The 13,428-nt window shown below is 60.8% G+C and carries 10 protein-coding genes and 2 pseudogenes; all 12 read left to right on the forward strand.

The features are described 5' to 3' along the window. Nucleotides 1–443 precede the first annotated feature (443 nt). The 12 genes and pseudogenes from cyoA (at nucleotide 444) to AB5975_14565 (ending at nucleotide 13,392) form a co-directional block, all read left to right on the forward strand. Entirely contained in the window at nucleotides 444–1,385 is a 942-nt protein-coding gene (cyoA, locus tag AB5975_14510) for a ubiquinol oxidase subunit II (protein XDR22882.1), read from the forward strand. Nucleotides 1,386–1,388: 3 nt separating this feature from the next. Next, complete coding sequence (cyoB, locus tag AB5975_14515) at nucleotides 1,389–3,407, forward strand: cytochrome o ubiquinol oxidase subunit I (protein XDR22883.1); 2,019 nt, start codon at nucleotides 1,389–1,391, stop codon at nucleotides 3,405–3,407. Between the two features lie 3 nt (nucleotides 3,408–3,410). Further along, on the forward strand, nucleotides 3,411–4,037 hold the full coding sequence (gene cyoC / locus AB5975_14520; GenBank protein ID XDR22884.1) for a cytochrome o ubiquinol oxidase subunit III: 627 nt from the start codon (nucleotides 3,411–3,413) through the stop codon (nucleotides 4,035–4,037). Next, a complete protein-coding gene (gene cyoD / locus AB5975_14525) occupies nucleotides 4,037–4,369 on the forward strand; it encodes a cytochrome o ubiquinol oxidase subunit IV (protein ID XDR22885.1) in 333 nt (110 codons plus the stop codon). The genes cyoC and cyoD overlap by 1 nt, the downstream gene beginning before the upstream one ends. Before the next feature lie 11 nt (nucleotides 4,370–4,380). Then, on the forward strand, nucleotides 4,381–5,268 hold the full coding sequence (gene cyoE / locus AB5975_14530) for a heme o synthase (protein ID XDR22886.1): 888 nt from the start codon (nucleotides 4,381–4,383) through the stop codon (nucleotides 5,266–5,268). Nucleotides 5,269–5,534: 266 nt separating this feature from the next. Next, a pseudogene (gene alaC, locus AB5975_14535) lies at nucleotides 5,535–6,741 on the forward strand (alanine transaminase). A gap of 113 nt (nucleotides 6,742–6,854) precedes the next feature. After that, complete coding sequence (locus AB5975_14540) at nucleotides 6,855–7,982, forward strand: hypothetical protein (protein XDR22887.1); 1,128 nt, start codon at nucleotides 6,855–6,857, stop codon at nucleotides 7,980–7,982. 126 nt (nucleotides 7,983–8,108) lie between these two features. Further along, the gene (locus AB5975_14545) at nucleotides 8,109–8,492 is read left to right on the forward strand and encodes a YkgJ family cysteine cluster protein (GenBank protein ID XDR22888.1); all 384 of its coding nucleotides are present in this window, start codon (nucleotides 8,109–8,111) and stop codon (nucleotides 8,490–8,492) included. Nucleotides 8,493–8,672: 180 nt separating this feature from the next. Beyond that, entirely contained in the window at nucleotides 8,673–9,236 is a 564-nt protein-coding gene (locus AB5975_14550) for a GNAT family N-acetyltransferase (protein ID XDR22889.1), read from the forward strand. Nucleotides 9,237–9,292: 56 nt separating this feature from the next. Beyond that, a pseudogene (locus AB5975_14555) lies at nucleotides 9,293–9,822 on the forward strand (sigma-70 family RNA polymerase sigma factor). Further along, complete coding sequence (locus tag AB5975_14560) at nucleotides 9,819–10,790, forward strand: FecR domain-containing protein (protein XDR22890.1); 972 nt, start codon at nucleotides 9,819–9,821, stop codon at nucleotides 10,788–10,790. Before AB5975_14555 ends, AB5975_14560 begins: the two are co-directional and overlap by 4 nt. 76 nt (nucleotides 10,791–10,866) lie before the next feature. Continuing rightward, nucleotides 10,867–13,392, forward strand: coding sequence for a TonB-dependent siderophore receptor (locus AB5975_14565; GenBank protein XDR22891.1), 2,526 nt, complete (start codon nucleotides 10,867–10,869; stop codon nucleotides 13,390–13,392). Nucleotides 13,393–13,428 lie beyond the last annotated feature (36 nt).

Raw genomic sequence — 13,428 nt, forward strand, 5'->3', positions numbered from 1 at the left:
AAGCGGGGTGCGACAAACTGTCGCGAAGTTGAATTATTGAGCAGCATTGTTACGTATTCTGTAAAAGACTGTTGCTCAATAAGTCATAGTCAAGGGTTGGCGACCTATCTACAATCGCCCCCAATTTCCGTTCGGCACTGCTTGCGAGTCGCAGGATTGAAGGAAGCCCCAGCGCTCCTTTTTGCTGACTTCGTCAAGTTTCGCCCAACGGCGATACCGGGCGGACACCCCTCCGCGTTTTCCCGCACCAAATGGACTTGGTCTGAAGTACAGGCCTGTTGCCTACGAAACCATAAGCACCGCTAACCCGCTTGAAGCCAAGGTCCTGCAGTCGGACCCCAGGCAGGAGCGAGTACGGGCGCGAAATGCCTCACTTGGCAGGACGAAGTGTTGGCTACCAAAACACAAATTGCATTGAAGCAAGCTGATCTAGAGGTCGTGAGATGAGTAAAAAGCGTTACCCCAGACTGTTTGGCATATTGCCCTTTTTAGGCATGCTTTTACTCAGTGGGTGCAACTGGACCCTGCTCGACCCGAAGGGCCAGGTCGGCATTGAGCAAAAGAACCTGATCCTGATCGCTACCGGCCTGATGCTGCTGGTGGTAATCCCTGTCATCATCATGACCTTGGCGTTCGCCTGGAAGTACCGTGCTTCCAACAAGGCAGCCACCTACACCCCTGACTGGTCGCACTCGACCAAGATCGAGGCTGCGGTGTGGATCATCCCGATCCTGATCATCATCGCCCTGGGTTACGTCACCTACCACTCCACCCACAAGCTGGACCCATACCGTCCACTGGATTCCGATGTGAAGCCGGTGCAGATCGACGTGGTCGCGCTGGACTGGAAGTGGCTGTTCATCTACCCGGAGCAGGGCATTGCCACGGTCAACAAGATCGTCTTCCCAGCTAACACCCCGGTCAACTTCCGCGTCACTTCCGACGCCGTGATGAACTCGTTCTTCATCCCGGGCCTGGGTGGCCAGATCTACGCCATGGCCGGCATGACCACCAAGCTGCACCTGATCGCCAACGAAAACGGCGAGTTCGACGGTATCAGCGCCAACTACAGCGGTGCTGGCTTCACCGGCATGAAATTCAAGGCTACTGCCACCTCTCAGGAAGACTTCGACAAGTGGGTCGCCGAGGTCAAGCAGTCGCCGAAGAAGCTGGACAAGGCCGAATACGACGCCTTGGCCAAACCAAGCGAAAACAACCCAGTCGCGCTGTATAGCGAGGCTTCGCCTGAGCAGTTCCAGCTGATCGTCGACAAGTACGAAGGCATGAACCGCGGCCGTAGCCACGAAGAAGCAGGCAGCAAAGATCTGGCCACAACCAAGGGTGTGGAATCGAGTATGCAACCAGCTGCCGGTGCAGAGGAGTAAGAGATGTTCGGTAAACTAAGCCTGGAGGCGATACCCTATCACGAGCCGATAGTCATGGTGACGCTTGCCATGATCGCGCTCGGCGGTATCGCTGTCGTCGGTCTTATCACCTATTTCCGCAAGTGGACCTACTTGTGGAGCGAGTGGCTGACTACTGTCGACCACAAAAAGATCGGCGTGATGTACATCATCGTCGCGATGATCATGCTGCTGCGCGGCTTTGCCGACGCCATCATGATGCGTACCCAGCTGGCTGCCGCAACCGGTGGCTCCGAAGGCTACCTGCCGCCTGAACACTATGACCAGATCTTCACCGCTCACGGTGTGATCATGATCATCTTCATGGCGATGCCGTTCTTCACCGGCCTGATGAACCTGGCGGTTCCTCTGCAGATCGGTGCACGTGACGTTGCCTTCCCGTTCCTGAACTCCCTGAGCTTCTACCTGCTGCTGGCAGGCGTGCTGCTGGTCAACATCTCGCTGGGCGTTGGTGAATTCGCTAAGACCGGCTGGGTTGCCTATCCGCCGCTCGCGGGCATTCAGTACAGCCCTGGGGTGGGTGTCGACTACTACATCTGGGCGCTACAGCTATCCGGATTGGGTACGACGCTTACCGGCGTGAACTTCCTCGTCACCGTGATGAAGATGCGCGCACCTGGCATGAAGCTGATGGACATGCCGATCTTCACCTGGACCTGCACCTGGGCCAACGTACTGATCGTCGCTTCGTTCCCGATTCTGACCGCTGCACTCGCACTGCTGACTGTTGACCGTTATCTGGACTTCCACATTTTCACCAACGAGCTTGGTGGGAACCCGATGATGTACGTCAACCTGTTCTGGGCGTGGGGTCACCCTGAGGTTTACATCCTGATCCTGCCGGCCTTCGGCGTGTTCTCGGAAGTGACTTCGACGTTCTCTGGCAAACGCCTGTTCGGCCACCACTCGATGATCTACGCATCGGGCGCGATCGCCATCCTGGGCTTTGCGGTATGGCTGCACCACTTCTTCACCATGGGTGCCGGCGCCAGCGTCAACACCTTCTTCGGCCTGGCGACGATGCTGATCTCCATCCCGACCGGTGTGAAGCTGTTCAACTGGCTGTTCACCATGTACCAAGGCCGTGTGCGCTTCACCGCACCGATGCTCTGGACCCTGGGCTTCATGGTCACCTTCTCCATCGGTGGCATGACCGGCGTACTGCTGGCCGTTCCGGGTGCTGACTTCGTTCTGCACAACAGCCTGTTCGTTATTGCGCACTTCCACAACGTGATCATCGGTGGCGCGGTATTCGGCTACATCGCCGGTTTCGCCTTCTGGTTCCCGAAAGCCTTCGGCTTCACCCTGAACGAGAAGTGGGGCAAAGCTGCCTTCTGGTTCTGGCTGTCGGGCTTCTACGTTGCGTTCATGCCGCTGTACGCCCTGGGCTTCATGGGCATGACCCGTCGTCTGAACCACTCCGACAACCCACTGTGGGAACCCTACCTGTACGTAGCCGTTGTCGGCGCCGTGCTGATCCTGTTCGGTATCGCTTGCCAGCTGATCCAGCTGTACGTATCGGTTCGCGACCGCAACCAGAACCTGGACGTGACCGGCGACCCATGGGGCGGCCGTACCCTGGAATGGTCGACTTCGTCGCCACCTCCGTTCTACAACTTCGCCCACATGCCTGAGCAGGTTGGCCTGGATGCATGGCACGAAACCAAGGAAACCGGCAAGGCTTACAAGCCGGCGACCAAGTTCGACGCCATCCACATGCCAAGCAACACCTCGACGGGTCTGTTCATGGGCCTGTTCCTGACCGTCTTCGGCTTTGCCTTCATCTGGCACATCTGGTGGCTGGTTGGCGCAAGCCTGGTTGCAACCATCGCTGTCTTCGTTCGCCACGCTGCCCGTGACGACCAGGGCTACATGGTTCCGGCCGAAGAAGTGGCGCGCATCGAAGGCGAGCGTATGAAAGCGCTGGCCAAAGCAGGTGCTCTGCCTGCCGGCGCACGTGTCGAATCGTTTGAGCGGGTGTAATCAATGTCCAGTCAAGTAATGCACGGCGGCGCTGCTCATGGTCACGACCATGGGCATGACGACCACCACCACGACTCGGGCCAGATGACCGTACTGGGCTTCTGGCTGTACCTGATGACCGACTGCATCCTGTTTGCGTCGCTCTTCGCCACCTACGCGGTGCTGTCCGGCAGTTTTGCCGGCGGCCCGTCGGGTCATGACATCTTCCAGCTCGATTTCGTAGCTGTTGAAACGCTGTTCCTGCTGCTGTCCTCGATCACCTTCGGCTTCGCCATGCTGAAGATGTTCGATGGCAAGAAAGCGGGTGTACTGGGCTGGTTGGCTGTGACCTTCCTGTTCGGTGCAGGCTTCATCGCGATGGAAATCTATGAATTCCATCACCTGATCAGCGAAGGCTTCGGCCCGCAGCGCAGTGGCTTCCTGTCGGGCTTCTTCGCCCTGGTAGGTACCCACGGTCTGCACGTGACTGCTGGTCTGATCTGGATGGCAATCATGATGTACCAGATCAACAAGCACGGCATCACGCCGACCGCCAAGACCCGCATGAGCTGCCTGAGCCTGTTCTGGCACTTCCTGGACGTGGTCTGGATCTGCGTATTCACCGTCGTTTACCTGCTGGGAGTTCTGTAATGGCTAACGCACACGACACTCATCACGAAGGTAACCACGGCAGCGTCAAGTCGTACATGATCGGCTTCGTACTGTCGATCATCCTGACTGCGATCCCGTTCGGCCTGGCCATGACCGCCAGCCTGCCGAAGAACCTGACCGTACTGATCATCGTTGCCATGGCCGTGATCCAGGTAGTTGTTCACCTGGTTTACTTCCTGCACATGGACCGCTCGAAAGAGCAACGCAACAACGTATCGACGTTCCTGTTCACCACCATGGTGATCGCTCTGCTTGTCGGCCTGTCGCTGTGGATCATGTTCAGCATCCACTTCGAAATGTTGGCCAAGTGAGGTAAGACTGCATGTCCGTTAAGCACTTTATCCAAATCACCAAACCGGGGATCATTTTCGGTAACGTGCTTTCCGTGGCAGGCGGTTTCTTCCTTGCCTCGAAGGGCCATGTGGACTTCGCCCTGTTCCTGGCGGTGGTGATCGGTACTTCGCTGGTGGTCGCGTCCGGATGCGTGTTCAACAACTGCATCGACCGTGACATCGACCACAAGATGGAGCGCACCAAGAACCGCGTCATGGTGCAGGGCGGCATGTCGCTGCCCCTCGCGCTGATCTACGCCACCCTGCTCGGGGTGGCGGGTTTCAGCTTGCTGTATGTTCAGGCCAACCCGCTGTCGGCGTTCTGCGCGCTGATCGGCTTCATCGTCTACGTCGGTTTCTACAGCCTGTGGCTGAAGCGTAAATCGGTGCACGGCACCTTGGTCGGCAGCCTGTCCGGTGCCATGCCTCCGGTGATCGGCTACTGCGCCGTCAGCAACAGCTTCGACCTGGCTGCGGTAACCCTGCTGGTGATGTTCAGCCTGTGGCAGATGCCGCACAGCTTTGCCATCGCGATCTTCCGCTTCAAGGATTACAGTGCTGCCAACATTCCGGTTCTGCCGGTGGCGCGCGGTGTTCTTGCGGCGAAGAAGCAGATCGTGCTGTACGTGCTGGCCTTCGTGCTCGCCACCTTGATGCTTACCCTCGGCGGTTACGCCGGCCTCGGCTACCTGGCCGTGGCGGCTGCCATGGGCCTGTACTGGCTGTACATGGCTTGGGGTGGCTACAAGGCCGAGGACGACAGCAAGTGGGCCCGTAAGGTATTCGGCTTCTCCATCCTCACCGTCACTGCCCTGAGCGTGATGATGGGTGTGGACAGCCAGACCGCTGCGGACGTGCTGATGACTTACGCACGCTGATACTGCTGCCTGTTTCACGAAAACCCCGGCCATGTGCCGGGGTTTTTTTATGGGTGTTTTCCAGTGTCGGCCTCTTCGCGGATGAACCAGAGGCCAGTCCTGAAACATAGATTTCGTATTTTCAAAAAATACGTCTGAAAAAATATATATAAACAGGAAATCTTCCTTTACAGATATCCTGTTTCGGCATTATCTTCTGATTCAGGCCGCCACATCGGCCAGCGTCGCTCGGACGGTTCCGGGCGCTTACGTACTCAGAGGAAGCCATGGCCATCCCAGGTTCGCCGCGCCGCTTTGCGCGCATCGATCGTCTCCCCCATACGTCTTCAACATCACTGCCGAACTCAAGATGGCTGCCCGCCGCCGTGGCGAGGACATCATCGACCTGAGCATGGGCAACCCCGATGGCGCCACCCCGCCGCACATCGTCGAGAAGCTGGTGCAGGTTGCCCAGCGTGAAGACACCCACGGCTACTCCACCTCTCGTGGCATTCCGCGCCTGCGTCGGGCCATTTCCAACTGGTACAAGGAACGCTACGAGGTCGACATCGACCCGGAAAGCGAAGCCATTGTCACCATTGGCTCCAAAGAAGGCCTGGCCCACCTGATGCTGGCCACCCTTGACCAGGGCGACACGGTGCTGGTGCCCAACCCCAGCTACCCGATCCACATCTACGGTGCGGTCATTGCCGGCGCTCAGGTGCGTTCGGTACCACTGGTGCCGGGTGTGGACTTCTTCAACGAACTCGAACGGGCCATCCGCGAGTCGATTCCCAAGCCGAAGATGATGATTCTCGGTTTCCCGTCCAACCCCACCGCCCAGTGCGTGGAGCTGGACTTCTTCGAGCGCGTGGTGGCCCTGGCCAAGCAGTACAACGTGCTGGTGGTACACGACCTGGCTTACGCCGACATCGTCTACGACGGTTGGAAGGCCCCGTCGATCATGCAGGTGCCTGGTGCCAAGGACATTGCGGTGGAATTCTTCACCCTGTCCAAGAGCTACAACATGGCAGGCTGGCGGATCGGCTTCATGGTCGGCAACCCCGAATTGGTCAACGCCCTGGCGCGGATCAAGAGTTACCACGACTACGGCACCTTCACCCCGCTGCAGGTGGCAGCCATCGCTGCGCTGGAGGGCGACCAGCAGTGTGTACGCGACATTGCCGAGCAGTACCGCCAGCGCCGCAACCTGTTGGTGAAAGGTCTGCACGAGCTGGGCTGGATGGTCGAGAACCCCAAGGCATCGATGTATGTGTGGGCGAAGATCCCCAGCAATACGCGCACCTGGGTTCGCTGGAGTTTTCCAAGAAGCTGCTGGCCGAGGCCAAGGTCTGCGTCTCGCCGGGGATCGGCTTTGGTGACTATGGCGATGACCATGTGCGCTTCGCCCTGATCGAGAACCAGGACCGTATTCGCCAGGCCATTCGCGGGATCCGGCAGATGTTCCGGGCTGACGGGCTGACCAACAAGTAATTATCAGGGGGCCGCTTTGCGGCCCCCCTTCTTCAGGTGAGAGCTTTCCGCCTGCATTCCATCGATCTGCCTACCTATCTTCAGCACTCATTTCTCACCACAGAGATCCACGAATGAGTGTCTTCACCGCCTATTTCTGCGGCACCGGCTCCCACCGCTTCGACGATACCAACCCCAACTTCTGGAACGGCGAGCTGGTCTCGACCCTGGCCAGCAACGACCAGGGCCGCGAATTCGCCCACTGGATCGCCGTAGACGGCCCTGGCAGCGGCAACCTGCAGGATGACAACCTGTTCGTCGAGCCCGGCGGCTACTTCAACTGGACGGGCCAGCTGTTCGGTCGCGGCTGGGAAGAAAACGTCAACCATGTGCTGCAGGTGATCAAAGGGGAGAGCAGCTGGCAGCGCACCAAACTCAGCGAAGAGGATTACGAGCGGCTGAAGAGCGCCGGCGTACCCATCCCGGACCCTTCCTCCACAGCCTCCTGGTTCTGGCGCACTTACGACTACGGCGAGCGCCACCCAACCCCGCAGGAACTGCAAGAGCGCATCATCAGCATGTTCCGCAAACCACGCATTCCAACCCAGGTCAACCTGGTCGGCTGGAGCAGGGGAGGAATCAGTTGCCACATGCTGGCCAATGCCATGGCGCAAGACCCTGTACTGCGCGCCATCCCGGTGAACATATTTGCCATCGACCCGGTGCCTGGGGTCGGCAATGTGCAAACCGAGCGCGTCACTTTGGCTGATAACGTCAAAGAGTACGTCGGCTTCTACTCGCGGGATGAACGGTCCAAAGGGTTTGCCTGCGTGATCCCGTCAATTGCCAGTGGCACGCGGATCTGCGTTTACCCGATGCCGGGGCGCCATGCCACGCTGGTGGGTAATGCATCCGGCGATGGTGCGAGCGACGGCAAAGTGCTCAAGGAACCGGGGCTGATCGTTCGCCATCTCGCCGAAGTCTGCCTGACCCGTTGGGGTGTTCAGCTGGGCAAGCGGCTGGCCTTGAACGACACGCAACTGATGGCGTACCACCAGGCCATGGCCGCTGCCGAGGGGCAGTACCAAGCCATGCGAAGTAAGTCGTACACCGTACTGACCGAGGGTGACAAGCACGACCGGTTGGTACATTGCGGCGAGACCCGCACGGGTTTCAGCAAGGTGTGTGGTGATGACTACGATCCGATCGAGGGCCTAGCCCTGCAGCGTTGGGATACCACGACCTACAAGGCACTGCGATAAATGAAACGGGCGGCCGGATCAGTGGCAATTTTTTTTGCAGGCGCCCTCTATCCAGCCGCCCCGGATTCGATTGAAAATGGCGCAGCGGGCCAGCCCCGATAACAACAACCTTCCCTCCGTGACATCATGTCTGAATATAACCCTTGCCTTGACTGCGGCGCCTGCTGCGGGTACTTTCGTGTGTCCTTCTTCTGGGGCGAATGCCAGTCTGCCGGGGGCGTTGTGCCGGATGACCTGGTGGTGCAGATCAACCCCACCCGCGTTGCCATGATCGGCACCGATGCCAAGCCATGCCGCTGCGTCAGCCTTGATGGCGAGATCGGCAAGGAAGTGGCTTGTACCATTTATGCCAACCGTTCCAGCCCTTGCCGTGAGTTCGAGGCGTCGTGGGAAGGCGGGGTGCACAACCCAAGCTGCGACGATGCACGGGCGGCGTATGGGCTGCCACCGCTCACGCCGCCAGGGGCCAACGAGCCGCATTGGCCGGATGATGGCGCTGAGGTGGCCTGATACTGCAAGGTTGCCAGTAACGGCTGGCATGTGCATGTCGGAACGTTTGCGGGGATTTTGAAATCGAGCGCCGCCCGCGCGACGCTCGATCTCTGCATCACCAAAAGACCCAAGCCATGCCCATCCACCCCCGCATGTAGTTAAACTGTCATCTCCCCAGCAATGGACAGGAGATCCGGCGTGACCCCACCCCGCAGTTTCCCCAGTGACCTCTGCCTCGACAGCCCGCGCCTGCAATTGCGCCCCATGCGCCATGCCGATGCCGCGCAGTGGCTGGCGATCATGGCCGACCCCGAGGTCATGCGTTATTGGCACCATGCCCCCTGGCAAGACCTGGCCGAGGCCGAAAGCGCTCTGGCCGCAGACCGTGAAGCCTATGCCAATGGCGACCAGCTCAAGCTCGGCATGTACCGCCGTGACAACGGCGAGCTGATCGGCATGGTCCAGCTGTTCAACATCGATGACGTCTCCCGCCGTGGCGAAATCGGCTATTGCCTGGCCAGCGCGGTGCAGGGCAGGGGCTACATGGACGAAGCATTGACTTGCTTCATCGACTACCTTGCCCACACCCTGCACATGCGCCGCCTTGAAGGCGAAATCGACCCGCGCAACCAGGGCTCGGCCCGCACCCTGGAGCGCCAGGGCTTCGTGCTCGAAGGCACCCTGCGGGCGCGCTGGTGCGTGGCCGGCGAGCTGTCCGACTCGGGTATCTACGGCTTGTTGCTCGAACCACCTGTTGCATAGTCTTACGGCGAATAGCTACTATTCGGGAACAATTCTCACTTGTGTCCCGGTGCCCCATGCCCGTAGCCGACTCACCGAGCCCGTACCCGCTCGAACAGCTGTACAGCGAGCACCACGGCTGGCTGTTCAGCTGGTTACGGCGCAAGCTGCGCTGCTCGCACAGCGCAGCCGACCTTGCCCAGGACACCTTCGTGCGTATCCTGGCCTCGCGCGATGCCCTGCTGGGCATGCGCGAGCCTCGCGCGCCTACCTCAGTACCACCGCGCGCCGCCTGCTGATTGACCAGGCCCGTCGGCGGCAGATCGAAGAGGCCTACCTCAGCGAGCTGGCCCTGACTGCCGAGTTGCTGGAAGGGCATCAGCCCCCCGAAAACATCCTCATCACGCTCGAGGCGCTGGAACAGATCGCCTTCCTGCTTGAAGGCCTGCATGTAAACGCACGCGAAGCATTCGTGGGTTACTACCTGGACGAGCTGACCCAGCCACAGATCGCGCAGCGCCTGCAGATTTCCCCGCGTATGGTGCGCAAGTACCTGGCCCAAGCCCTGATTCATTGCCACCGCACGCTGGACATTGCCGCACCGTGAACCCGTCCCGTATCGAGCAGGAGGCCGCCGAGTGGGCCCTGTGCCTGGGGGAGGGCGAACTGGGTGCCACCGAGGCGCGTGAGTTCGAGGCCTGGCTGCAGGCCGACCCGCGCCACGGTGCGACCTTGCGGCGCATGCAAGGGGTGATCAGCCAGATGCATGCCCTGCGCCAGCAACGCGGGCCGGTTGGCGCAGGGTTACGCGCCGGCATGCAGCCCTCGGCGCCACGTTCGCTGGCGCGGCGCACCTTGCTCGGCCTGGTGCTGGCGGGTTCGTTGCTGGGCACCTTGCCGCTTGCCGGTGTGTCGCCACGAGACTGGCTAGCCGACCTGCACACCGCGCCGGCCGAGTGGCACAGTCAAACCCTGAGCGATGGCTCGCAACTGACTTTGGCGGGCAATTCCGCCGTGGATGTCGAGTTCAGTGCTGGCGAGCGGCGTATCCGCCTGCTGCACGGCCAGGTACTGGTGGATGTCAGCCATGACCCGGCGCGGCCGTTCGTGGTGCAAACCGACGAGGGCAGCTTCAAGGCCTTGGGTACTCGCTTCGTGGTCGGCCAAGGGCGCGAACGCAGCGAGCTGACCATGCTCGAATCCCGTGTCGAGGCGCGCAGTGCCGTGTCCGGCGATCAACTGGTCGCGGGGCGCGGTGAGCGGGCCTGGGTGGCACGCGACGGGCTTGGCCCGCTGCCGGCTATCGATCCGGCACGTGTGGACCAAGCCTGGCAGCGTCACCAATTGGTGGCCGAAGGCGTGCCGCTCGATCAGGTGTTGGACGCGTTGTCGCAGCAAAGGCGCGGCGTGCTGCGCTTCGACCGCCAGGCAATGCAGGCCATCAAGGTATCGGCGGTACTGCCGCTGGATGACAGCGAACGCGCCCTGAGACTGCTGGCCGAAGCGCTGCCGATTCGCATCGGTGGTTTTGGTCGCTGGTGGACCACGGTCGAGCCAGCGCCGCGAGAAAATTGATCAAGGTGGTTCCGCTTCTGTGCGCTGGCCCGTCAAACAAGAGGCCAACCGATCAAGAACAAGGAGCCGATCCACCATGCGCCGATTTCCTGGCCACCCCGTCCTCAGCCCGCTAGCCCTGGCCTTGCGCCTGTCCTGCGCCGGGCTGGTCTTCTCCGTTGCGGCCTTGCCGGCCGTGGCCGAGGAGGCCGCCCGCCGTAGCTTCGATGTGCCTGCCGGCAACCTGGCCGAGGCCCTTGGCAGCTATGCCCAGCAAGCCGCCGTGTCGCTGGCCTTCACCCCCGAAGCGCTGGCCGGTTTGCAAAGCAGTGGCCTGCATGGCCTGTATTCGGTGGACAGCGGTTTTGCCGTGCTGCTGGCTGGCAGCGGCTACCGGGTGGCACGCAGCGACAACGGCTACCGGCTGGTGGCAGAGCCGCTGGTGGCCGTGAGTGGTGACGCGCTGGAACTGGGCGTGACCACCGTGGCCGGGCAGGGCATGGGCGAGAGTACCGAGAACACCGGCTCGTATGCGCCAGGCTTGATCAGCGTCGGCTCCAAGAGCCCCACCAGCCTGCGCCAGACGCCGCAATCGGTGTCGACGGTGACCCGCCAACTGATCGAAGACCAGCAACTGACCGACATCAACCAGGCGATGAAAGTAACGCCGGGCATCGTCACCCAGAGCACCACCTTCCGTACCCAGGACTTCCTTTCACGCGGCTTCAGCATCCAGAACCTGCAGATCGACGGCGCTGCGCCGCAGGCGTTGGGCACCGCCATGGGCTCGTTCTACTCGTCGAACATCTTCGAGTTGGCCGAGTTCGACCACATCGAAGTGCTGCGAGGTACCGCTGCACTGTATGGCGGCTCGGGTGACCCGGGCGGCATCATCAACATGGTGCGCAAGCGGCCCACCGCCTACAACCAGCTCAAGCTGACCCTGTCGGCCGGCAGTTGGGACAACTATCGCCAGGAGTTCGACCTGTCCGGCCCGCTGGGCTGGGATGGCCGCCTACGTGGGCGCTTGGTGATGTCCAATACCGACCGACAGTACTTCACCGACAACCGCGCCACCGAGCGGCCGCTGGTGTATGGCGTGCTTGAGGCGGACGTTACCGACGACACCATGCTTACCTTCGGCGCCCGTTACAACAAGTCCCACGAAACCGGCAGCAACAGCGCGGTGCCGCGCTATAGCAACGGTGCTGATCTGAACCTGCCGCGGCACACTGGCCTGACCAAGAACTGGGCCTACCTGGATGCCACCGCGCGCGAGTACTTCGCCAAGGTAGACCACCGCTTCAACGACGATTGGAAGCTCAATCTCAGTTACACCAACACTTGGGACCTCGGGCTGTTCAAGACCGCCACCACCCTGAACGCGGTGGACCCGGTGACCAATACCGGCGCGACCTGGTACGGCACGTCGACCCGCCAGGAGAACGAGCAGCACCTGTACGACGCTAACGTGTCCGGGCACTTCCAGGCCTTTGGCCTGGACCACGAAGTGGTTTTCGGGGCCGACTACCAGAAGATCGACAGCCGTTGGCTGGGCACCGCCCCCTACGCTGCATCGGGCTCGCCGGCCAACGTGTTCGACCCCGACAGCTCGGCGTTCGACGACCCTGGCAACGGGCGTGACTACAAGCGTGACTACAGCCCCAATTCGCAACGCCAGTATGGTTTGTATGGCAGCCTGCGCCTGCAGCTGGCCGAGCCGCTGCACCTGATCGTCGGGGCGCGTGCCCAGCGCTTCCACTTCTGGCAGACCTACACCAATGCCTTGACCACTAATGTGTCCAGGACCAGCCCCGAGCAGCGCATTGGCACCAAGGTCACGCCGTTCGGTGGCCTGGTGTACGACCTGGACGATCAATGGTCGGCCTATGCCAGCTATTCGGAGATCTACCGGCCGCAGTCCAGCAAGATCAGCGGCCCCGCCGAAACCGGTACGGCGCTTGAGCCTATGACCGGAAAAACCTACGAGACCGGCCTAAAGGGCGAGTTGTTCAATGGTGCGCTCAATGCCAGCGTGGCGCTGTACTACACCACCCGCGAAAACGAAGCGGTCCAGGACCCGAACTTCCCGGCGAGTTTCGCCGGCTTCTCCGGTAGCTGCTGCTATGTGCCCAACGGCAAGGTCGTGAGCAAGGGCATCGACATGGAGCTGTCCGGCGAGCTGTTGCCTGACTGGATGCTGGTGGGTGGCTACACCTTCAACCTCAACCGTAACCGCAGCTCCGACGCCCCGCTGAGCACGGTAATGCCCAAGCACCTGTTCAAGCTGTACACCACTTACCGCCTACCGGGCATCTTCAGCGACTTCAAAGTGGGTGGAGGTGTGCAGGTGCAAAGCGCTACCTACGCCACTGGTGAAGTCAACCGCTACGACAGCAGCGGCAAGCTGGTGCAACAGAATGTGCCCTTCGATTTCGACCAGAGCGGCTACGCCATCTGGAACGCCTTGGTCGAATACCGTGTCGACGACCATTGGAACGTCACGCTCAACGGCAACAACCTGTTCGACAAGAAGTACTACGAAACCGTGGGTACCTCGACCTACGGCAACTACTATGGCGAGCCACGCAACTTCATGGTGACCCTGCGCGGCACTTATTGAAGGTTTGGAAGCGGGGCAGGGCCTGAGTTAAGGTCG

The sequence above is a fragment of the Pseudomonas putida genome (genome assembly GCA_041071465.1).
Classification (GTDB): Bacteria; Pseudomonadota; Gammaproteobacteria; order Pseudomonadales; family Pseudomonadaceae; genus Aquipseudomonas; species Aquipseudomonas putida_P.

Bases quoted from the DNA above. Each gene is read 5' to 3' on its own strand.
- AB5975_14540 (XDR22887.1), top strand. From the start codon at position 6,855: ATGAGTGTCTTCACCGCCTATTTCTGCGGCACCGGCTCCCACCGCTTC.
- cyoD (XDR22885.1), top strand. From the start codon at position 4,037: ATGGCTAACGCACACGACACTCATCACGAAGGTAACCACGGCAGCGTC.
- cyoC (XDR22884.1), top strand. From the start codon at position 3,411: ATGTCCAGTCAAGTAATGCACGGCGGCGCTGCTCATGGTCACGACCAT.
- cyoA (XDR22882.1), top strand. From the start codon at position 444: ATGAGTAAAAAGCGTTACCCCAGACTGTTTGGCATATTGCCCTTTTTA.
- AB5975_14545 (XDR22888.1), top strand. From the start codon at position 8,109: ATGTCTGAATATAACCCTTGCCTTGACTGCGGCGCCTGCTGCGGGTAC.
- cyoB (XDR22883.1), top strand. From the start codon at position 1,389: ATGTTCGGTAAACTAAGCCTGGAGGCGATACCCTATCACGAGCCGATA.
- cyoE (XDR22886.1), top strand. From the start codon at position 4,381: ATGTCCGTTAAGCACTTTATCCAAATCACCAAACCGGGGATCATTTTC.
- AB5975_14565 (XDR22891.1), top strand. From the start codon at position 10,867: ATGCGCCGATTTCCTGGCCACCCCGTCCTCAGCCCGCTAGCCCTGGCC.